Here is a 20,513-nt window from a genome sequence, read left to right on the forward strand (position 1 = left end):
GCGCGGGGCTCAGGCCTCGACGACCACCGGGATGATCATCGGCCGGCGGCGCAGGCGGTTGGACACCCAGCGGCCGACGACGCGGCGCACGACCTGCTGGAGCTGGTGCGTGTCGACGGCCCCGCCGCGGGTGGCGTCCTCGAGCGCGGCGACGACCTCGGGGAGGATGTCCTCGAACACCGCGGTGTCCTCGGCGAATCCGCGCGCGTGGATCTGCGGGGAGGCCAGGACCTTGCCGTCGGTGCTGCTGACGACCACGAAGATCGAGATGAAGCCCTCGTCCCCGAGGATGCGGCGGTCCTTGAGGTCGGCCTCGGTGATGCCGCCGACGCTGGAGCCGTCGACGAACACGTACCCGCACGGCACGGCGCCGACGACGCTGGCCCGCCCGTTGACCAGGTCGACGACCACGCCGTCCTCGGCGAGCACCACGCGGTCGGCCGGGACGCCGGACTTCACGGCGAGCGCGCCGTTCGCGACCAGGTGCCGGACCTCGCCGTGCACCGGCATGACGTTGCGCGGCTTGAGGATGTTGTAGCAGTACAGGAGCTCGCCGGCGCTGGCGTGGCCGGAGACGTGCACCTTGGCGTTGCCGCCGTGCACGACGCGCGCGCCGAGCCGGGTCAGGCCGTTGATGACGCGGTAGACGGCGTTCTCGTTCCCGGGGATCAGCGACGACGCGAGGATCACCGTGTCGCCCAGGCCGACCGAGATCTTGTGGTCGTTGTTGGCGATCCGGGACAGCGCGGCCATGGGCTCGCCCTGGGAGCCGGTGCACATCAGCACGAGCTCGTCGTCGCGGATGTCCCCCATGCGCTTCTGGTCGACCAGCACGCCCTCGGGCACCTTGAGGTAGCCGAGCTCGGCGGCGATGGTCATGTTGCGCACCATCGACCGGCCGACGAGCGCCACCTTGCGGTCGTGCGCGGCGGCGGCGTCCAGGACCTGCTGCACGCGGTGCACGTGCGAGGAGAACGACGCGACGACGATCTTGCGCGCGGACGTCGCGAACACCCCGTCGAGCACCGGGCCGATGTCCCGCTCCGGGGCGACGAAGCCCGGCACCTCGGCGTTGGTGGAGTCGACCATGAACAGGTCGACGCCCTTCTCGCCCAGGCGGGCGAACGCGCGCAGGTCGGTGATGCGGCCGTCCAGCGGCAGCTGGTCCATCTTGAAGTCGCCGGTGTGCAGCACGGTGCCGGCGGGCGTGGTCACGGCCACGGCCAGGGCGTCCGGGATCGAGTGGTTCACCGCGACGAACTCGCACGAGAAGGCGCCGACCTGCTCGGTCTGCCCCTCCTTCACCGCGAGGGTCAGCGGGGTGATCCGGTGCTCCTTGAGCTTCGCCTCGACGAACGCGAGCGTCAGCTGCGAGCCGATCAGCGGGATGTCCTTGCGCAGGCGCAGCAGGTACGGGACGGCGCCGATGTGGTCCTCGTGCCCGTGGGTGAGCACGATGCCGTCGATGTCGGCCATGCGGTCGGCGATGTAGTCGAAGTCCGGCAGGATCAGGTCGACGCCGGGCTGGTGGTCCTCGGGGAACAGGACGCCGCAGTCGATGATGAGCAGCCGGCCGTCGTACTCGAGGACGGCCATGTTGCGGCCGACCTCGCCGAGGCCACCGAGGGCCACGATCCGCAGACCGCCCTCGGGCAGGGCGGGCGGCAGGGCGAGGTCAGGGTGCGGGTGGGACATTCTTCTCCTGGTCGGTTACGGCGCAGTGGCGAGGACGCCCGCGAGACCGGCCGCGCGGAGACCCGCGCGCACCGCCTCGACGTCCTCGTCCGTGGCGGCCACGTTGGGCAGCCGCAGGTGCCGGGACGGGATCAGACCGAGGGACCAGACGGCGGCCTTGGCCGCGACCGCCTGGAACCCCTGGCCGTTCAGCGCGTCGACCGCCGGTGCGATCGACAGGAAGATCTGCAGGGCGCGGGCGTGGTCCCCCGCGTCGTGCGCCGCGGTGATCGCGGCGAGCTGCGGGCCGGCGACGTGGCCGACCACGCTGACGATGCCCGCCGCGCCGTGCGCGAGGAACGGCAGGTAGAGCGAGTCGTCCCCGCTGTACCAGGCCAGCCCCGTGCGGGCGGCAGCGGTCGCGGCCGCGTAGAGGTCGCCGGTGGCGTCCTTCATCGCGACGACGCGCTCGTGCGCGGCCAGCGCGTCGAGCGTCGGCTGCGCGAACCGCACCCCGGTGCGCCCCGGCACGTCGTAGAGCATGACGGGCAGCGGGGTCGAGTCCGCGACGGCCTGGATGTGCCGGACCACGCCGGTCTGCGACGGCCGCGAGTAGTACGGGCTCACGACGAGCAGCCCGTCCGCGCCGGCGTCGGCGGCCTGCTCGGCCATCCGGACGGCGTGCAGCGTGTCGTTGGAGCCCGCGCCGGCGACCACGGCCGCCCGGTCCCCCACCGCGTCGACGACCGCGCGGATCAGCTCGGCCTTCTCCGGGGCGTGCGTCGCGGGCGACTCCCCGGTGGTGCCGTTCAGCACCAGCCCGTCGTGCCCGTGGTCCACGAGGTGCGTGGCCAGGGAGACGGCGGCGTCCAGGTCGACCGATCCGTCCTCCCGCATCGGCGTCACCATGGCGGTGAGCACCGCGCCGAACGGACGCGACGGGGTGGCGGGGAGCATGCCCCCACGGTACCGCCCCGCCCCCGGCCGCCGCGCACCGCGTCCGAGGTGGGGACGCGGTGCGCGGCGCCTGGTGGCCGTGCCGCGGCTACGCGCGGGCGGCGAGCCAGCCCGCGAGCCGGTCGGGGCGGTCGGTGATGACCGCGTCGACGCCGAGCGCCGTCGCGGCCGCCCAGTGCTCCGGCTCGTTGAGCGTCCACACCATGACCTGCAGGCCCGCGGCGTGCAGTCGCTCGACCAGGTCGGGGTGCTCGACCAGCAGCGGCCCGTACGGGTTGCACGTCATGACGCCGAGGTCGGCGCAGAGCCGCACCAGCTCGGCCGGGTCGGCCGGGACCTGGAACACCAGCAGCCCCCGGCGGAGCTCCGGGTCGGCCTCCGCGAGCGCCTCCACCGACTCGGGCCAGAAGCTCTGCCCGATCACCCGGTCGGCCAGCCCCGCGGCGCTGATCGCGTCGGTGACGGGCCGCACCTGCTCGGCGGACCAAGGGCCCTTGAGCTCCAGCAGCAGGTCGATGCCGGGGCGGCGGGCCAGGAGGTCGAGGACCTCGGCGAACGTCGGCACGCGCTGCCCGGCGTAGGCCGCGGCGAACCACGAGCCCGCGTCGAGGGACCGCAGCGCGTCGAGGCCCAGCTCGGCGACGACGCCCTGGCCGTCGGTCGTCGCGTCGACGGTGTCGTCGTGGATGACCACGACGTGCCCGTCGGCGCTGAGCTGGATGTCGATCTCGATGCTCGCCGCGCCGGCCCGCCATGCGGCCTCGAACGCGGCGAGGGTGTTCTGCGGCGCGACCGCGGAGTTCCCGCGGTGCGCGACGACCGCGGGGACCCCGAGGCCGGGGCCGCCCGTGCGGGCGACCCCGGTCCCGGTCGTGACGGCGTCGGTCACAGGTACGGCTCCACGTTCTCGCGGTAGGCCGTCTCGATCTGCGGCGCGACGGACTCGAACGCCGCGGCCGGGTCGGTGCCCTCCAGCACGATCTGCTCCAGGGCGTCCGTCAGCAGCGCGTCGGCGCCGGGGACGAACACGCGGATGTAGTCCTGCGGGCGGGCCTTCTCGGCGAGCTGGTCCACCGCGGTGCGGAACTGCGGGTACTGCTCGTAGACGGCCTTCATGGTGTCGGACTCGACGGCCGACGTGCGGACCGGCATGTAGCCGGTGGCCTGCGAGAAGGTGGCGGTGTTCTCGGTGTTCGTCAGGAACTCCAGGAACATCGCCGACGCCAGCTGCTCCTCGGGGGTGCTGGAGGAGGAGATCGCCAGGCCGGTGCCGCCGGTGGGCGTGCCGCCGCCCTGCGGGCCGTCGGGCAGGTAGGCCGTGCCGACCTCGAACTGCGCGGCGTCGAGCGCGCCCTTGAGCGAGCCCGTGGACCCGATGGTCGACGCGATGAGGCCCGACGCGAAGTCCGTCATCGAGTCGTCCGCGGAGACCGTGGCGATGGCCTGGTCCCCGTGGAACAGGTCGCGCAGGAACTCCCCGCCCGCGAGCGCCTCCTCCGAGTCGAGGGTGACCTCGAACTCGTCGGAGTACTGGCCGCCCTGGCCCCAGATCATGTTCTCGAACCACCAGGCCGACCAGGACGTGCCCAGGCTCAGGCCGAACGGCGAGCCACCCTCGGGCACCTGGGCCTCCAGCGCGGTGCTCCACTCCTGGAGCTGCTCCCAGGTCTCCGGGCCCTCGTCGGGCAGGCCGGCGGCCTCCCACATCGTCTTGTTGTAGTAGAAGAGCGGCGTCGACCGCGCGTACGGGGCGGCCCAGTGCTGGCCGTCGTACTCGTAGTCGCCGTACAGGCCCGGCTGCAGGTCCTCGGCGTCGGCGTCCAGGTACTCGAAGACGTCGTCGAGCGGCATGATCTGGTCGTTCAGGTGGTAGCGGAACCACCACACGTCGGACGCGATCACCAGGTCCGGCTTCTCGTCGGTCTGCGACGCGGCCTGGAAGCGCTGGGCGACCTCGTCGTAGTTGGCGCCGGCGGTGACCAGGTTCACCGTGATGTCCGGGTTCTCGGCCTCGAACGCGGCGATGAGCTGCTCCTCCACCGCCTGGGACTGGCCGGGGTGGTTGCTCCACCAGGTGATCTCGGAGGCGGGCTCGACCTGCGACCAGTCGGTCGACTCCGTCGACTCGGACGCCTCCGACCCGCTCGCGGCGGTGCTCGGGCCGCCGCACGCGGTGAGGGCGAGGGTCGTGCCGGCGACGACAGCGGCGAGGGCGGGAAGACCGCGGCGACGCCTCTGGGGGTGGGACACGGTGGTGCTCCTTCGGGGGGTCGTGCACCGCGGTGCGGTGCTCGGCTGACGGGCGCGCGGGGGCGCGGCCGTCTCAGGCGGCCGGCGGACCGGCCACGTCTCGGGGGTGCGGGGGGTGCTGGGCGGGTGTCAGCCCGTGACGGCCCCCGCGGTGAGGCCGGCGACGAGCCGGCGCTGCAGGACCAGGAAGACGACGAGGATCGGCAGCGTGACGACGACCGTGGCGGCCAGCAGCACGCCCCAGTTGGTGAGGCCGTCGATGTTCTGCAGGAGTGTCAGGCCGATCGGCAGCGTCATCTTGTCGGCGCGGTCGATGACCAGGAACGGCCAGAGGTAGTCGTTCCACTCGGTGACGACGGACACGAGGGTGACCGCCGCGATCGTGGGCGCGCTCATCGGGACGACGAACCGCCAGAGCTTGCGCCAGTGCCCGGCGCCGTCCAGCTCCGCCGCCTCGAGGATCGAGGTGGGCAGCGTGAGGAAGTGCTGGCGGAACAGGAAGGTGCCGAACGCGCTGGCCAGCCCGGGCACGAGGATGCCCTGGTAGGTGTTCAGCCAGCCGAGGTCGGCGACCAGGGTGTAGTTCGGGATGATCGTGACCTGCGGCGGGATCATCAGGGTGGCGATGACCAGGCCGAACACGACCTTCTTGAACGGGAAGTCGAGGAAGACCAGCGCGTACGCGCACGTCAGGCCCAGGACGACCTTGAGGCCCGCGCCGACGACCGTCAGGCCGACGCTGTTGGCGAGCAGCCGGCCGAGCGGCACGGTCTGCGCGGCCTGCGCGTAGTTGTCCAGGCTGGGCGCGCCCGGCAGCCACTGCACCGGGAACTGGTAGAGCTCGGCGGGCGTCTTCAGGCTCGCCAGGAGCAGCCACAGCAGCGGGGCGCCGAGCACGACGGTCGCCAGGATCATCGTCACGTAGCTGGCGACGTGCGGGCGGCTGCGGCGGCCGGGGCGGGAGGAGGCCGCGGTGGGGCGGACGCCGACGCCGTCCGACGGCCGCGGGGTCGCCGCCGTGCCGGCCGCCGGGCGAGGCGAGGTGAGGACGCTCATCTCGGGGCCCCCGCGGGCTCGGGAGCGCAGCGAGCGAGGTCGTGGGGTGTGATCATGCGTAGTGGACCTTTCGCTGGACGAACCGCATCTGCACCGCGGTGACCGCCAGCAGCACGAGGAACAGGACGGTGGCGACGGCCGAGGCGTACCCGGCGCGGCCGTTGACGAAGCTCTCCTGGTACACGGAGTACATGAGCGTCGTGGTGGAGCCCAGCGGCCCGCCCTGCGTCATCGCCTTGATGATGTCGAAGGACTGCAGCGAGGCCAGCATCATCGTGACCAGCAGGAAGAACGACGTCGGCGTGAGCAGCGGCAGGATGATCGACCGCAGCGTCCGGAAGGACGACGCCCCGTCGAGGGCGGCCGCGTCCTTGAGGTCCTGCGGGACCGACTGCAGGCCCGCCAGGTAGATGAGGGCGACGTAGCCGAGGTTCTTCCAGAGGTAGACCACGATCACCATGACCAGCGGCCAGGGGCGCTCGGTGTACCACTGCGGCGAGGTGGCGCCGACCCAGCTCAGCACCTCCCGCATGAGGCCGTACCGCGGGTCGAAGATGAACAGCCAGAGGATGCCGACCGCGAACCCGGACAGCACGTACGGCGCGAACGCCACGGTCCGGGCGAAGCCCCGCCCCCGCAGCTTCTGGTTGAGCAGCACCGCGAGGCCGAGGCCGAGGAGCATCGCGCCGCCGACCGTCGCGACGGTGAACACCACGGTGGTCCCGACGATCTGGCCGAACCCGCGCGACCTGAACAGCTCGACGTAGTTGCCCAGGCCGATCTGGCGGGCGACGGGCGAGCCGAGGTTCCACTGGAGGGTGGACAGGTAGAACGACTGCAGCAGGGGCCGGTAGACGAACACCAGCAGCAGGGCCACGTTCGGCCCGGCGAGCAGGAGGAACCACAGCAGGGCCGACCGGCGGCGGCGCTGCTGCAGGGCCCCGCGCCGGCGGGGGCTCGTGCCCGAGGGCACGGCCGCCGGCGGCGGGGCGAGGACGTCAGCAGTGGACACGGGGGAAGATCCGCTTCGTTCAGGGGGCAGGTGGCGGGCGGACCGCTCCGTCGCGGCCCTGCACACTCTGCGCCGCTCCCGCGACCCGGATCGAGCAGATCGGAGCGTTCCGCGGGGACGTTCCGCGAGCCTTCCCGTGGCGTTCACCTGCGGTTCGACCCGTCCACCGGCAGGCCGCGCGGCGGACAGCATCCGGGCACGCCCGCCGGGACGTCGGTCCGCCGTCCTACGCTCGTCGCCGTGCCTCCCCTCCCTCCGCTCCGCACGGGTCGGGCCCCCGACCCGGCCGTCCGCGCGGCGGTCCGGACCGCCCTGTCGGTCTCCGTCGCGACGGGCCTGTACGGGGTCTCGTTCGGCGCGCTGTCGGTCGCCGCGGGCCTGGACCTGCCGCAGACGATGGCGCTGAGCCTGCTGATGTTCAGCGGCGGCTCCCAGTTCGCCGCCGTCGGCGTGATCGGGGCCGGCGGAGCCGTCGGGGCCGTCGTGGCGACCGCCGGCCTGCTGGGGGCCCGCAACGGCCTGTACGGCGTGCAGGTCGCTCCCCTGCTCGGGGCCCACGGCTGGCGGCGGCTGCTGGCGGCGCACCTCACGATCGACGAGTCGACGGCCGTCGCCACCGCGCAGCCCACCCGGGCGGCCACCCGCGCGGGGTTCTGGTGGACCGGGGTCGGGGTGTTCGTGCTGTGGAACGCCTGCACGCTGCTGGGCGCGCTCCTGGGCGACGCGCTGGGCGACCCGCGCCGCTACGGGCTGGACGCCGCCGCCGGCGCGGCGTTCCTGGCGCTGCTGTGGCCGCGGCTCTCCGGGACCGACGCGCGCCAGGTGCGGACCGTGCGGGTGGTCGCCGTCGCGGCCGCCGTGGTCGCGCTGGCGCTCACGCCCGTCGTCCCCGCGGGTGTGCCGGTGCTGGCGGCCGCGGCGCTCGCCGTCGTCGTCGGTGCGCTGGAGCGACCGGACGGCGCGGGCGACGGGCCGGGCGCCGCCCCGGTGGTGACCCCGTGAGCCGGGTCGCGGTGTGGTGGGCGGTGCTCGCCGCGTCGGTCGTCGTGCTCGCGACCAAGGTGCTGGGGCACGTGGTGCCGGAGCGGGTGCTCGCGCGGCCGCGCGTCACCCGCACCGCGGCGCTCGCCACCGCCGCGCTGCTCGCCGCCCTCGTGGCGGTGCAGGTCGGCACGTCGAACGGCGCGCTGGTCCTGGACGCCCGGGTCGTGGCGCTGGTCGTCGCCGCGGTCGCCCTGCTGCTGCGCGCGCCGTTCGTGCTCGTGGTGCTGCTCGCGGCGGCGACCGCCGCGCTGCTGCGCCGGCTGGGGATGCCCTGACGGGTCAGACCGCGACGGGCGCCTTGATCGCCGGGTGGTGCTGGTAGTCCAGCACCTCGACGTCCTCGAACGTGTAGTCGAACAGCGAGGCGGCCTTCGTCAGCCGCAGCGTCGGGAACGGGTACGGCTCGCGGGTCAGCTGCTCGCGGACCTGCTCGACGTGGTTGTCGTAGATGTGGCAGTCCCCGCCGGTCCAGATGAAGTCGCCGACCTCGAGGCCGACCTGCTGGGCCACCATGTGCGTGAGCAGGGCGTAGGACGCGATGTTGAACGGCACCCCGAGGAACAGGTCCGCCGACCGCTGGTAGAGCTGGCAGGACAGCTTCCCGTCCGCCACGTAGAACTGGAAGAACGCGTGGCAGGGCGCCAGCGCCATGGACGGGATGTCGGCCACGTTCCACGCCGAGACGATGTGCCGCCGGGAGTCCGGGTCGGCGCGCAGCGCGTCCAGCACCTGCGCGAGCTGGTCGATCGTGCCGCCGTCCGGCGTCGGCCAGGACCGCCACTGCACGCCGTACACCGGGCCGAGGTCGCCGTCCTCGTCGGCCCACTCGTCCCAGATCCTCACGCCGTTGGCCTGCAGCCAGCGCACGTTCGACTCGCCGCGCAGGAACCACAGCAGCTCCCCCACGACCGACTTCAGGTGCACGCGCTTGGTCGTGACCAGCGGGAAGCCCTGCGTCAGGTCGAACCGCATCTGGTGGCCGAACACGCTGCGCGTGCCGGTGCCGGTGCGGTCGCCCTTCGGGGTGCCCGTCTCGAGCACGAGGCGCAGCAGCTCCTCGTACGGCGTGGCGGAGGGGCGGGTGTCGGGCAGGCCGGACGTCATGCCCCCATCGTAGGCAGCGGACCGTCCCACGCCGGCAGGTCGACCCGGGGTGTCCGCACGCCCTGCGCGCTGCGGATCCCGTCGATCACGGCGAGCTCCAGGGCCCGGGCGGCCGCGGCCTGCACCTGGACCAGGGCACCGACCCGGGACGCGCGCTCCGCCGGACCCGCCGGCAGCGGCGCGGCGCCCGTCGCGAGGGCGAACACGGTGTCGCCGTCGACCAGCGTGTGCACGGGGTCGAGGGCGCGCGCCAGGCCGGCGTGCGCGGCGGTGGCGGTGCGGGACGTCTCGGCGGGGTCGAGCGCGGCGTTCGTGGCGACCACGGCGATCGTCGTGTTGAGCGGCGCGCCGGTGCTGGTGGCCGGTTCCCCCGGGGGAACCGGCGCGTCCGGCCACGGCGCGCCGACCGGAGCCCCGGCGGCGTTCACCACCGCGAGCGCCCCGACCACCACGTGGTCCAGCGGGGCGGGCGCCCGCCCCGCCGGACCCCGCCCTTGCGCCGCTGCATCGCGATGGCCGCCCCGGTGCCCGCCCCGACGGACCCCGCTCGACGTCCGCGCCCTCCGCGCTCGCCCCCGCGGCCACCGCCGCCTCGTAGCCCAGCGGCTCGTCCGGGTGCGCGTCGAACCGCCCGCCGCGCCCCAGGTCGAACACCGCGGCCGCCGGCACGATCGGCACGACCTCGCCCCGCGCCTCCCCACGCGGTAGCCGCGGTCGTGCTCCGCGAGCCACCGCTGCACCCCGTGCGCCGTCACCAGCCCGTACGCCGACCCGCCGGTGAGCACGACGGCGTCCGCGGTCGGCACGAGCGTGCGCGGGTCGAGCGCGTCCGTCTCGTGCGTGCCCGGCCCGCCGCCGCGGACGTCCACGCCGGCGACCGTGCCCGGCGGCGGGAGCACGACCGTGACGCCGGTCAGCCACCCGTCGCCGGTGCGCTGCGCGTGCCCGACGCGGACGCCGGGCACGTCGGTGATCCCCCGCAGCCGCTCGGCCCCGGCTCCCGGCGGGGCGGGCTCCGCCCCCCGCCGGACGGCCGGCGCCGCCCCCGGGGCGGGCCCCGGAGCGGGCCCGGGGGCGGGCCGCGGGGCGCGGGCGGCCCCCGCCCCCCCGCGCCACGGCGCCGCCGGGCTGCCGCGGCACGGCGCTGCGGCGCAGGGGGTGCCGCAGCGCCGGGTGAGCGCGACACTGGGCCCATGTCGTCCTCGCCGCTGCCGCCCTACGTCGCCGCGCACACCCCGACGGGGCTGCTGATCGACGGGCACTGGCGGCACGCCTCGGGCGGCGGCACGTTCCCCGTGGCGGACCCGGCGACCACCGAGGTGCTGTTCGAGGTCGCGGACGCGACGCCGGACGACGGCCTCGCCGCCCTGGACGCCGCGCACCGGGCGTTCCCGGTGTGGCGCGACGTGTCCCCGCGGACGCGCTCGGACGTGCTGCGGGCCGTGTTCGACGCCATGACGGCGCGCGCCGAGGACCTCGCCGCCCTGGTCACGGCCGAGGGCGGCAAGCCGCTGGCGGAGTCCCGCGCGGAGGTCGCCTACGCCGCGGAGTACGTGCGCTGGTACTCGGAGCAGGCGGTCCGGCTCGACGGCCTGACCCGGCGCGCCCCGGCGGGCACGCACCACCAGCTGGTCCTGCGCCGGCCGGTCGGTCCCGCCCTGCTCATCACGCCGTGGAACTTCCCGATCGCGATGATCACCCGCAAGGTCGCCCCCGCGCTGGCGGCCGGCTGCCCCGTGGTGATCAAGCCGGCGCAGCTCACGCCGCTGACCACCGCCTACTTCGCGGAGCTGCTGCGCGAGGAGCTCGACGCGCGGGACCTGCCGGCCGGCGTGGTCAACGTCGTCCCGACGTCGTCCTCCCGCGCCCTGACCGAACCGGTGCTCGCCGACGCGCGGCTGCGCAAGCTGTCGTTCACCGGCTCCACCGAGGTCGGCCGGACCCTGCTGCGGCAGGCCGCCGACGGCATCCTGCGCACGTCGATGGAGCTGGGCGGCAACGCGCCGTTCCTGGTGTTCGACGACGCCGACCTGGACGCGGCCGTCGAGGGCGCCGTCGCCGCGAAGATGCGCAACGCGGGCCAGACCTGCGTGGCGGCGAACCGGTTCCTGGTGCAGGAGTCCGTCGCGGCGGAGTTCACCGACCGGCTCACCGCCGCGTTCGACGCGCTGGTCGTCGGCCACGGCACCGAGCCCGGCGTGACCGTGGGCCCGCTGATCGAGCGGTCCGCCGTCGAGCGGGTCTCCGACCTGGTCGCCGAGGCGGCGGACGCGGGCGCCCGCGTGCGGACCGGCGGGGAGCGCCCCGCGGGGCGCGGGTACTTCTACCAGCCGACCGTCCTGGACCGCGTGCCCGAGGACGCGCGCGCCGTCCGGGAGGAGATCTTCGGGCCCGTCGCGCCCGTCGTCACGTTCGGCTCCGAGGCGGACGGCGTCCGGCTGGCCAACGCCACCGAGTACGGGCTGGTCGCGTACGCCTACACGCGCGACGTCGGCCGGGTCATGCGCCTGGCCGAGCAGGTCGAGGCCGGCATGCTCGGCGTCAACCGCGGCATGGTGTCGGACGCCAGCGCACCCTTCGGCGGCGTCAAGCACTCGGGCATCGGGCGGGAGGGCGGCGAGGCCGGGATCGAGGAGTACCTGGAGACCCGCTACGTGGCATTGTGACCCGCATGCCCGGACCCCTCCTGCCCTCGACCTCCGACGTCTCGGTGCGGCCCGCCGTCCCCGGTGACGAGCGGGCGATCGCCGCCGTCCAGCTCGCCGCCTGGCGCGCCACCCACGGCGAGACGCTGGGCGCCGGGGTGCTCGACCGGATCGACCCCGCCCGGCTCACCGAGCAGTGGGCGACCGCGATCACCGCCCCGCCGGGCCGCGGCTACCGCGTGCTCGTCGCCGTGCACGGCCCGCGGCTCGTGGGGTTCGCGTCGGTCGTCCCCGTCACCGCGCCGCCCGGGTCGGGCGACGACACCCCGGGCGGGGAGATCCTGGCGCTCGAGGTCGAGCCGGGCGAGCGGCGCCTCGGGCACGGGTCCCGCCTGCTGGCCGCGGTGGTCGACCTGCTCCGCGACGAGGACCGCGCGACGAGCGTGCAGACCTGGGTCGTCGAGGGCGACACGGCGCGCGAGCAGTTCCTCGGCTCGGCGGGTCTCGGCGACGTCGGCGCGCGGCGCGTCCTCGGCGAGGAGGACGACCCCCGCGAGATCACCGAGCACCTCTGGGGCGCCTCGATCTGACCCGGCGCCGGCCCGCTGGTGCGCACGGGTGAGGCCGTCACCCGGCCGTGGTGACCGGAGGGTGCGGCCGGTGAACGGCCGGCGAACACCCGGCGGCGGGGCGCGGCGGACCCTCAGGTCAGCGCGCCGGAGGGCGATGGTCACGGACGTGGCTGCCCCTCAGACCCGCGCGCCCTGGCGGCGCGCCGACCGTGGCCGGGCGCTCGCCGACCTCGTGTCCACGCCCGTCGTCGTCGCCCCCACCGACTCGTGCGAGGCGGTGGACGTCGGGTTCCGCAGCCGGTGGACCGGCTCCTCCGTGCTCGTCGCGCCGCGGGAGGCGGGCGGCCCGCACGGCATGGTCGCCCGCAAGGACTTCCTGACGACGATGACCGGCCGGTACGGGTTCGGGCGGTCGCTGTGGGCCCGGCGCCCGGTCGCGGACGTCGCGCGGTGGGACGTGCCCTGGGTCGACGTCGGTGCCTCCCTGACGGAGGCGGCCGAGCGGCTCGCGGCGGGCGACAGCTACTCGGACATGGTCGTCACCGGCCCGGGCGGTGCCCCGGTCGGGATCCTCGACCCGACGACGCTGATGGAGGCCCTCGCGGCGGAGCTCGCGCACGAGGCCTCGCACGACCACCTGACCGGCGTCACGTCCCGCGCGCGGTTCGTCGACGGGCTCCGTGACCTGTGCGACGCGGCGCGGTCCGGCCGCGGCGCGGTCGTGCTGGCCTTCCTGGACCTGGACCGGCTCAAGGAGGTCAACGACACGCTCGGCCACTCGTTCGGCGACGCGCTGCTGCACTCGGTGGCGACGCGCCTCGGGGCGACGGCCCGGCCCGGGGACGTGGTCGGCCGGCTCGGCGGCGACGAGTTCGCGCTCGCCCGCCTGCTGCCGCCGCAGACGCCGGACGACACCTGGCGGGTCCACGCCCTGGGCCTGGGCGAGCAGCTGCGCGCGGCGATCGCGGCGCACGACCCGGCGCTGCCCGTGCCGGCGCACTCGCGCGTCAGCGTCGGGCTGGCGATCGGCGCCGGGTCGCTGGTCGACAGCGACCGGCTGCTGCGCGAGGCGGACCTGGCGATGTACGGGGCCAAGAAGTCCGGCGGCGACCGCGTCCGGCTCGCGGGTGCCGACACCGGTCCCCCCGAGGTCGAGACCGCGGCGTGGGCGGGCCTCGAGGTGCACTACCAGCCCATCGCGGCGACCGCCGACGGCTCGGTCCGCGAGGTGGAGGCGCTGCTCCGCAACCGCGCGGACGACGGCACCCTGGGCGGCCCGGTCGAGCCCCTGGGCCGCGCTGCGCGGGCGGGGCGCGCCCTCGACCTGGACCTGTGGGTGCTGGACCGGGCCTGCCGCGACCTGGCCGCGTGGCAGGCGGACCCCGCGGTCCGCGCGCCCGAGGTGGTCAACGTGAACCTGTCGCCCTGGGCGCTGGACGAGCTCCAGCTCGCCGAGCGGGTGCTGACCGTGCTGCGCGCCACCGGCACCGCGCCCGGGGCCGTCCGCCTGGAGCTGTCCGAGGCGGCGACCGAGGCGCAGATCGTGCGGGCCGACCCGGCCCTGCGGGCGCTGCGCGCGGCCGGCGTCCCGATCGCCCTGGACGACCTCGGCGGCGCGATGTCCGGCCTGCGGCAGGTGACCCGCCTGCCGGTGGACGTCGTGAAGATCGACCGCTCCGTCGTCGCCGGGATGCTCGACGACCCGATGGACGCCCTGCTGGTCGAGCTCGTGCACCGGATGGCGACCGACCGCGGCATGGCCGTCGTCGCGGAGGGCGTGGAGTCCCCCGAGCAGCTCGACGCCCTGCGCGCCGCCGGGATCCCGCTGGTCCAGGGCTACCTCGTGGCGCGACCGATGCCCGCCGACGCCCTGACCCGCTACCTCACCCCCGCCTGACCCGCCCCGGCTGCTCCCGCACCCCCAGCCCGCCCGACCGACCCCGCCTTCACCCGCCGCCCACCGCCCCCGCGCGGCCGAGCGGGCAGAGGGCGCGGCCCCCGCCCCCCGCGGGGCAGCGTCGGCTGCCCGCGCGGGGGCGCGGGCGGGCCGTCGGGTGACGGACGGGACGGGACGGGACGGGGGCCGGACGGGCCGTCAGAGGGACGGCGGGGCGCCCGTGCCGCGGCCGCGGTGCAGGCGGCTGGCGTGCCGGAGGACCGCGCGGGCCCGGCGGCGGTCCCCCGCGGCGTCGTACGCGAACGCCAGCCGGTACCACGCGCCCCAGTCGTCCGGGTCGGCCGCCTCCGCCTCGGCGCGGGCGCCGTCGAAGGCGGCGGTGGCGGCGGCCCGGTCGATCCGGCCGCCCGGGCTCCGCGGCAGGTCGTCCACGGGCAGCTCGCCCCGGTCGGCGAGCTCGTCGGCCATCCGCTGCACGTCGATCGCCAGCAGCCACTCCCGGGCGACGAGCACGAGCACCAGCAGCGGCAGCACCGCGAACGCGACGCCGAGCGCGATGCCGACCGGCTCCCCCGTCCGGATCAGCGCGAGCGCCCGGCCGGCGACCACCCAGACGTAGAGCGCCAGCAGGGCCGTCAGCGCGAGGGCCGCGACCAGCGGGGTGCGGCGCCGCCGCTCACCGCCCGCGGGCCGCTCGGGCCGGCCGGTCCGGTCCGGGTCCGTGGGGCCGGTCACGCGCGTCAGCCCAGGTCCAAATAGTGCTCGAGCCCGACGGTCAGCCCGGGTCGCCCGCCGACGGTCCGCACCGCGTGCAGCACGCCCGGCATGAACGACACCCGGTCGAACGAGTCGTGCCGGATGGTCAGCTGCTCCCCCGGGTTCCCGAGCAGGATCTCCTCGTGCGCGACGAGGCCGCGCAGGCGCACCGCGTGCACGCGGACCCCGTCGACGTCCGCGCCGCGCGCGCCGTCCAGCGCGGTGGTCGTCGCGTCGGGGACGGGGCCGAGCCCGGCGTCGCGGCGGGCGCGGGCGATCGCCTGCGCGGTGTGCCGGGCGGTGCCGGAGGGCGCGTCGACCTTGTCGGGGTGGTGCAGCTCGACCACCTCGACGGACTCGAACCAGCGGGCGGCGCGCGCGGCGAACGCCATCGCGAGCACCGCCCCGAGCGCGAAGTTCGGGGCGACGAGCACCCCGACGCCCGGACGCTGCTCGAGGTCCGCCGCGACCCGGCCGAGCGACTCGGGGGTCCAGCCGGTGGTGCCGACGACGACGTGCACGCCCTGCGCCACGAGCGACCGGACGTTCGCCTCGGTGACCGCGGGGACGGTGAAGTCGACGGCCACCCGCGCGCCGGTCGCGGCGACCGCGCCGACGTCGTCGCCGTGCTCGAGGGCGGCCACCAGCTCCAGGTCCGGCGCCGCCTCGACCGCCGCCACGACGGCGCGGCCCATCCGTCCGGCCGCGCCGAGCACGGCGACCGGTGTCGTGTCGATGCTGCCGTCAGGTGAGGTCACGGGACGTCACCCTAGACGGTCGCCAGCACCTCCTCCATGCCGCGCACGGCCCGCCGCAGCTCCAGCGCGCTGAGACCGGTGAACCGCTCCACCTCCCGCTGCGGGTAGCCGGCGTCGCAGTAGGCGCGCAGCACGTCGACGACGCGCAGGGCGTCCCCGCGGTCGTCGACGCCGAGCTCGCGGACCGCGCACGACATCCGCACCGCGGACAGGAACGCGGCGGGCGTGACGCCGAGGTGCTGGGTCGTCAGGGCGTGCAGGGAGGCGAGCGACCGGTCGACGGAGCGGGCCAGGTCGATCGAGCGGAGCAGGCCGCGCTCGTCGTCCGCGAGCCGCACGACCCGGTCCAGGTCGTCGCGGTCGCCCACGGGCACGGGCCGGCGCACCGCGCCCACCAGGGCCTCCTCGAGCGCCCGCGCCGCGGCCCGCGCACCGGCGTCCTCGTCGGCTCCGGGCGCCGTCGCAGCGGCGGTCCACGCCGCGGCCAGCCGGTCCTCGAGCACGCCTGCGCCCAGGCCCAGCGCCTCGCCCAGCGGCCGGTGGTCGTCGACCAGGAACCCCTCGGGGTGCAGGGCGGACAGCGCCCACGGCGCGAGCCGGGCGCCGACCTCCCACGACGGGGCGGCGGGGTCGTCGGGGAGCACCACCTGCGGCACGCTGCGCGGCCCGCGCAGCACGCTGCCGATCACCTCGGTCTCGCGGGTGAGCGGGTCCACCCACCGCACCGGCCCGCCCATGCGCACGACGGCCGCGGGGCGCCCGTCGGGCAGCGCCACGCGCGGGGGCGCGCCGTGCGGACCCCGCGCCGCCCACAGCGCCTCCACCAGCCCCGGCGAGCGCGGCGGGACGGCGACGGAGCGACGGGTGAGCGTGACGGCGGCCATGGGTCCATGATCCGCCCGGGGGTCGCCGCGGGGAACGGGACCTCGGGCCCGGATCGGCCCCCGACGGCAGGAACCGGGCCCCCGCGACGGGGACCCGGCTCCTGCTCGGTCGACGCGGGCCAGGCGGCCCGCGGGTGGCTCAGTCCCCGAAGGGACCCACGCGCACCACCGAGCGCGGCCGCGACGCGAGGTCGGCGGCGAGCTCCTGGACGTCGCGCGCGGTGACCGCGCGGACGCGGTCGAGCGACTCCTGCGTGGACAGCAGCTCCCCGTGCACGAGCTCGGACTTGCCGAGCCGCGACATCCGGGAGCCGGAGTCCTCGAGACCGAGCACCAGGCTGCCGGACAGCTGCCCGACGGACCGGCGCAGCTCGGCGTCGGTGAGACCCGAGTCCGCGAGGCGCTCGAGCTCGGCGACCAGCAGGTCGGTGACCTGGTCGACCTTGCCCGGCGCGCAGCCGGCGTACAGCCCGAACACGCCCGTGTCGGCGTGGCCGGACGCGAACGAGTACGTCGAGTACGCCAGGCCCCGCTTCTCGCGGATCTCCTGGAACAGCCGCGACGACATGCCGCCGCCCAGCGCCGCGTTCAGGACCGAGAGGGTGAACCGCCGGGGGTCCGTGGCGGTGAGGCCGGTGCCGCCGACGATGACGTTCGCCTGCTCGGTGGAGCGCCGCACCGTGACCCGCTCCGCCTGCGCCGTCACGGCGACCGCGTCCCGGACGTCCCGCCGGCCGGCGGGGGCACCCCCCTCGGGCAGCGCCCAGCCGCCGTCGGTGAGGGCCTGCACGACCTGCGCCGCGAGGGCGTCGTGGTCGACGTTCCCGGCGGCCGTCATGACGAGCGTGGCGGGCCGGTAGTGCTGGCGGTAGTGCTCCCACACGGCGTCCCGCGGCACGGCCCGGATGGTGTCGGGCGTGCCGCCGATGGGACGGCCGAGCGGGTGGTCGCCCAGGACGACCGTCGCGAACCGCTCGTGCACGACGTCGCTCGGGTCGTCGTCGTTCATGGCGAGCTCTTCGAGGATCACGCCGCGCTCGGTCTCGAGCTCGTCGGCGTCGAGCCGCGCCGAGGTCACCATGTCCGCGATGACGTCGACCGCCATCGGCAGGTCCTCGTCCAGGACCCGGGCGTAGTAGCAGGTGTGCTCCTTGCCCGTGGCGGCGTTGGCCTCGCCGCCGACCTCGTCGAACGCCTCGGCGATGTCCATCGCCGTGCGCCGCGCGGTGCCCTTGAACAGCAGGTGCTCGAGGAAGTGCGTCGAGCCGTGGTGCCCGTCGCTCTCGTCCCGGGAACCCACGCCGACCCACGCCCCCACGGACGCGGACCGCATCCCGGGGACGTGCTCCGTGAGGAGGCGGACCCCGCCGGGCAGGACGGAGCGACGGACGTCGCCGTCGCCCGCCTGCCCGGCGGTCACGTCGCTGCCCGGCTCACCGGGCGCGACGAGAGGGAGGTCCAGCGGCACGTCAGGCGTCGGCCGGCTCAGCGGCGGCCTCGGCCGCACCCTCGCCGCCCTCGGCGTCCTCGGCCACGACCGCGTGCAGCGACAGCTTGCCGCGCGGGTCGATCTCGCCGATCTCGACCTGGACCTTCTGGCCCACGCCGAGGACGTCCTCGACCTTGTCGACGCGCTTGCCGCCGACGAGGCGACGGATCTGCGAGATGTGCAGCAGGCCGTCCTTGCCCGGGGACAGGGAGACGAACGCGCCGAACGTGGTCGTCTTGACGACGGTGCCGACGAAGCGCTCGCCGATCTCCGGCATGTGCGGGTTGGCGATCGCGTTGATCGCGGCCCGCGCCGCCTCGGCCGACGGGCCGTCGGTCGCGCCGATGTAGACGGTGCCGTCGTCCTCGATGGAGATGTCGGCGCCGGTCTCCTCCTGGATCTGGTTGATCATCTTGCCCTTCGGGCCGATGACCTCGCCGATCTTGTCGACCGGCACCTTCACCGTGATGACGCGCGGGGCGTTCGGCGACATCTCGTCCGGGACGTCGATCGCCTCGTTGAGCACGTCGAGGATCGCCAGGCGGGCCTCCTTGGCCTGGGTCAGCGCGTCGGCCAGCACGGAGGCGGGGATGCCGTCGAGCTTGGTGTCGAGCTGGATGGCCGTGACGAACTCGCGGGTACCGGCGACCTTGAAGTCCATGTCGCCGAACGCGTCCTCGGCGCCCAGGATGTCGGTGAGCGCCGCGTAGCGGGTCTCACCGTTCACCGTGTCGGACACGAGGCCCATCGCGATGCCGGCGACCGGCGCGCGCAGCGGCACACCGGCGTTCAGCAGCGACAGCGTGGCCGCGCAGACCGAGCCCATCGAGGTCGAGCCGTTGGAGCCCAGCGCCTCGGAGACCTGACGGATCGCGTAGGGGAACTCCTCGCGGCTCGGCAGCACCGGCATGAGCGCGCGCTCGGCGAGAGCGCCGTGCCCGATCTCGCGCCGCTTCGGCGAGCCCACGCGGCCGGTCTCACCGGTCGAGTAGGGCGGGAAGTTGTAGTTGTGCATGTAGCGCTTGCGCGTCTCGGGCGACAGCGAGTCGATCTGCTGCTCCATGCGGAGCATGTTCAGCGTGGTGACACCCAGGATCTGGGTCTCGCCGCGCTCGAACAGCGCCGAGCCGTGCACGCGGGGCAGGACCTCGACCTCGGCCGACAGCGTGCGGATGTCCCGCAGGCCGCGGCCGTCGATGCGGAAGCCGTCCGTGAGGATGCGCTGGCGGATGACCTTCTTGGTCACCGCACGCACCGCGGCGGACAGCTCCTTCTCGCGGCCCTCGAACGACGCGCCGAGCTCGTCGAGCACCTCGGCCTTGATCTCGTCCAGGCGGCCCTCGCGGGTCTGCTTGTCCGCGATCTGCATCGCCTCGTGGATCTTCGCCTGCGCGGCGCCCTCGACGGCCTCGTACGCGTCCGGCTGGTAGTCCGGGAACGTCGGGAAGTCGCGGGTCTCCTTGGAGGCCTGCGCGGCGAGCTGCTGCTGCGCCTCGACCAGGGCGCGGATGAACGGCTTGGACGCCTCCAGGCCCTCGGCCACGACGGCCTCGGTCGGGGCGACGCCGCCCTCGTCCTTGATGAGGTTCCAGGACTTCTCCGGGGCCTCGGCCTCGATCATGGCGATCGCGACGTCGTCACCGACGACACGGCCGGCCACGACGATCTCGAACGTGGCGCGCTCGCGCTCGGTGTAGCGCGGGAACGCGACCCACTGGCCGTCGATCAGCGCGATGCGCACGGCACCGACCGGGCCGGAGAACGGCAGGCCGGAGATCTGCGTGCTGATGGACGCCGCGTTGATCGCGAGCACGTCGTACGCGTCGTCCGGGTGAATCGCCAGGACGGTGATGACGACCTGGACCTCGTTGCGCAGGCCCTTGACGAACAGCGGGCGCAGCGGGCGGTCGATCAGGCGGCAGGCCAGGATCGCGTCGGTCGACGGGCGGCCCTCGCGGCGGAAGAACGAGCCGGGGATCTTGCCGGCGGCGTACTGCCGCTCCTCGACGTCCACCGTCAGCGGGAAGAAGTCGAACTGGTCCTTGGGGTGCTTGCCCGCGGTGGTCGCGGACAGCAGGGCGGTCTCGCCGTCGAGGTAGGCCATGGCCGAACCGGCGGCCTGCTTGGCCAGGCGGCCGGTCTCGAAGCGGACGGTGCGGGTGCCGAAGCGACCGTTGTCGATCACGGCCTCGGCGAACTGGATCTCGGGACCCTCCACGGGTGCCCTCCTTTGTCTCGAAGGCGCCGGACCGGTCACGGCGGTCTTCGATCGAGGTACCCGGAGCGCCGAGGCGTTCCGAGCGCCACTACCGAGGACCGGACGCGTCGACCGGCGCGGAGTGAGAAGTGGTGCTGGATGGTGCTGGGGTGGTGCTGGGGTGGTGCTGGGTCGTGCGGTGGTGCGTGCCGGGACGC

The 20,513-nt window shown here is 75.1% G+C and carries 18 protein-coding genes; 5 read left to right on the top strand and 13 right to left on the bottom strand.

Going from position 1 to position 20,513, the window contains the following annotated elements:
- Positions 1–9: 9 nt before the first annotated feature.
- The 6 genes from QNH85_RS06925 to QNH85_RS06950 all read right to left on the bottom strand — a co-directional run bounded on the left by QNH85_RS06925 (position 10) and on the right by QNH85_RS06950 (position 6,949).
- Positions 10–1,695 carry a ribonuclease J gene (locus QNH85_RS06925; RefSeq protein WP_282945462.1) on the bottom strand — a complete coding sequence of 562 codons (1,686 nt, stop codon included), beginning with the start codon at positions 1,693–1,695 and terminating at the stop codon, positions 10–12.
- 15 nt (positions 1,696–1,710) lie between these two features.
- Positions 1,711–2,631, bottom strand: coding sequence for a 4-hydroxy-tetrahydrodipicolinate synthase (gene dapA, locus QNH85_RS06930; RefSeq protein ID WP_282945463.1), 921 nt, complete (start codon positions 2,629–2,631; stop codon positions 1,711–1,713).
- Between the two features lie 88 nt (positions 2,632–2,719).
- Positions 2,720–3,520 carry a glycerophosphodiester phosphodiesterase gene (locus QNH85_RS06935; RefSeq protein ID WP_282945464.1) on the bottom strand — a complete coding sequence of 267 codons (801 nt, stop codon included), beginning with the start codon at positions 3,518–3,520 and terminating at the stop codon, positions 2,720–2,722.
- The gene (locus QNH85_RS06940) at positions 3,517–4,881 is read right to left on the bottom strand and encodes an ABC transporter substrate-binding protein (RefSeq protein WP_282945465.1); all 1,365 of its coding nucleotides are present in this window, start codon (positions 4,879–4,881) and stop codon (positions 3,517–3,519) included. The genes QNH85_RS06935 and QNH85_RS06940 overlap by 4 nt, the downstream gene beginning before the upstream one ends.
- A gap of 129 nt (positions 4,882–5,010) precedes the next feature.
- A complete protein-coding gene (locus QNH85_RS06945; RefSeq protein ID WP_282945466.1) occupies positions 5,011–5,937 on the bottom strand; it encodes a carbohydrate ABC transporter permease in 927 nt (308 codons plus the stop codon).
- 52 nt (positions 5,938–5,989) lie between these two features.
- Positions 5,990–6,949: a carbohydrate ABC transporter permease gene (locus QNH85_RS06950; RefSeq protein ID WP_428830367.1), complete on the bottom strand. Its 960-nt coding sequence runs from the start codon at positions 6,947–6,949 to the stop codon at positions 5,990–5,992.
- Between the two features lie 240 nt (positions 6,950–7,189).
- On the opposite strand from QNH85_RS06950, the gene QNH85_RS06955 reads away from it, so the two are divergent.
- Positions 7,190–7,951 (top strand): AzlC family ABC transporter permease, encoded by a 762-nt coding sequence (locus tag QNH85_RS06955; protein WP_282945467.1) that lies wholly within the window; start codon positions 7,190–7,192, stop codon positions 7,949–7,951.
- Positions 7,948–8,268, top strand: a complete 321-nt coding sequence (locus tag QNH85_RS06960; RefSeq protein WP_282945468.1) for an AzlD domain-containing protein — start codon at positions 7,948–7,950, stop codon at positions 8,266–8,268. The genes QNH85_RS06955 and QNH85_RS06960 overlap by 4 nt, the downstream gene beginning before the upstream one ends.
- A gap of 4 nt (positions 8,269–8,272) precedes the next feature.
- Here the strand turns inward: QNH85_RS06960 and QNH85_RS06965 are convergent, their stop codons facing one another.
- Together QNH85_RS06965 and QNH85_RS06970 are read right to left on the bottom strand one after the other, a co-directional pair.
- Positions 8,273–9,097, bottom strand: a complete 825-nt coding sequence (locus tag QNH85_RS06965) for a thymidylate synthase (RefSeq protein ID WP_282945469.1) — start codon at positions 9,095–9,097, stop codon at positions 8,273–8,275.
- Positions 9,094–10,368: a P1 family peptidase gene (locus tag QNH85_RS06970; RefSeq protein WP_346016297.1), complete on the bottom strand. Its 1,275-nt coding sequence runs from the start codon at positions 10,366–10,368 to the stop codon at positions 9,094–9,096. Before QNH85_RS06970 ends, QNH85_RS06965 begins: the two co-directional genes overlap by 4 nt.
- Here QNH85_RS06970 and QNH85_RS06975 point away from each other — a divergent pair.
- The 3 genes from QNH85_RS06975 to QNH85_RS06985 all read left to right on the top strand — a co-directional run bounded on the left by QNH85_RS06975 (position 10,291) and on the right by QNH85_RS06985 (position 14,211).
- Positions 10,291–11,763 (top strand): NAD-dependent succinate-semialdehyde dehydrogenase, encoded by a 1,473-nt coding sequence (locus QNH85_RS06975; protein ID WP_282945471.1) that lies wholly within the window; start codon positions 10,291–10,293, stop codon positions 11,761–11,763. The two genes, QNH85_RS06970 and QNH85_RS06975, sit on opposite strands and share 78 nt — an antisense overlap.
- Before the next feature lie 5 nt (positions 11,764–11,768).
- Entirely contained in the window at positions 11,769–12,332 is a 564-nt protein-coding gene (locus QNH85_RS06980) for a GNAT family N-acetyltransferase (protein WP_213283115.1), read from the top strand.
- 148 nt (positions 12,333–12,480) lie between these two features.
- Positions 12,481–14,211, top strand: a complete 1,731-nt coding sequence (locus QNH85_RS06985) for a putative bifunctional diguanylate cyclase/phosphodiesterase (protein ID WP_282945472.1) — start codon at positions 12,481–12,483, stop codon at positions 14,209–14,211.
- Positions 14,212–14,409: 198 nt separating this feature from the next.
- Here the strand turns inward: QNH85_RS06985 and QNH85_RS06990 are convergent, their stop codons facing one another.
- The 5 genes from QNH85_RS06990 to QNH85_RS07010 all read right to left on the bottom strand — a co-directional run bounded on the left by QNH85_RS06990 (position 14,410) and on the right by QNH85_RS07010 (position 20,316).
- Positions 14,410–14,946 (bottom strand): hypothetical protein, encoded by a 537-nt coding sequence (locus QNH85_RS06990; protein ID WP_428830368.1) that lies wholly within the window; start codon positions 14,944–14,946, stop codon positions 14,410–14,412.
- Between the two features lie 5 nt (positions 14,947–14,951).
- Positions 14,952–15,725, bottom strand: coding sequence for a 4-hydroxy-tetrahydrodipicolinate reductase (dapB, locus tag QNH85_RS06995; RefSeq protein WP_282945473.1), 774 nt, complete (start codon positions 15,723–15,725; stop codon positions 14,952–14,954).
- Between the two features lie 11 nt (positions 15,726–15,736).
- Complete coding sequence (locus QNH85_RS07000; RefSeq protein ID WP_282945474.1) at positions 15,737–16,609, bottom strand: helix-turn-helix domain-containing protein; 873 nt, start codon at positions 16,607–16,609, stop codon at positions 15,737–15,739.
- Between the two features lie 139 nt (positions 16,610–16,748).
- Positions 16,749–18,077 (bottom strand): M16 family metallopeptidase, encoded by a 1,329-nt coding sequence (locus tag QNH85_RS07005; RefSeq protein ID WP_282945475.1) that lies wholly within the window; start codon positions 18,075–18,077, stop codon positions 16,749–16,751.
- Between the two features lies 1 nt (position 18,078).
- Entirely contained in the window at positions 18,079–20,316 is a 2,238-nt protein-coding gene (locus QNH85_RS07010; RefSeq protein WP_282945476.1) for a polyribonucleotide nucleotidyltransferase, read from the bottom strand.
- Between the last annotated feature and the right edge of the window lie 197 nt (positions 20,317–20,513).

Source organism: Cellulomonas endometrii (assembly GCF_949769265.1).
GTDB lineage: Bacteria > Actinomycetota > Actinomycetes > Actinomycetales > Cellulomonadaceae > Cellulomonas > Cellulomonas endometrii.

What these genes read in the sequence shown, in the direction of transcription:
- QNH85_RS06925 (WP_282945462.1), bottom strand. Translation starts at nt 1,695, where the DNA reads ATGTCCCACCCGCACCCTGACCTCGCCCTGCCGCCCGCCCTGCCCGAG.
- dapA (WP_282945463.1), bottom strand. Translation starts at nt 2,631, where the DNA reads ATGCTCCCCGCCACCCCGTCGCGTCCGTTCGGCGCGGTGCTCACCGCC.
- QNH85_RS06945 (WP_282945466.1), bottom strand. Translation starts at nt 5,937, where the DNA reads ATGAGCGTCCTCACCTCGCCTCGCCCGGCGGCCGGCACGGCGGCGACC.
- QNH85_RS06965 (WP_282945469.1), bottom strand. Translation starts at nt 9,097, where the DNA reads ATGACGTCCGGCCTGCCCGACACCCGCCCCTCCGCCACGCCGTACGAG.
- QNH85_RS06975 (WP_282945471.1), top strand. Translation starts at nt 10,291, where the DNA reads ATGTCGTCCTCGCCGCTGCCGCCCTACGTCGCCGCGCACACCCCGACG.
- QNH85_RS06980 (WP_213283115.1), top strand. Translation starts at nt 11,769, where the DNA reads ATGCCCGGACCCCTCCTGCCCTCGACCTCCGACGTCTCGGTGCGGCCC.
- QNH85_RS07000 (WP_282945474.1), bottom strand. Translation starts at nt 16,609, where the DNA reads ATGGCCGCCGTCACGCTCACCCGTCGCTCCGTCGCCGTCCCGCCGCGC.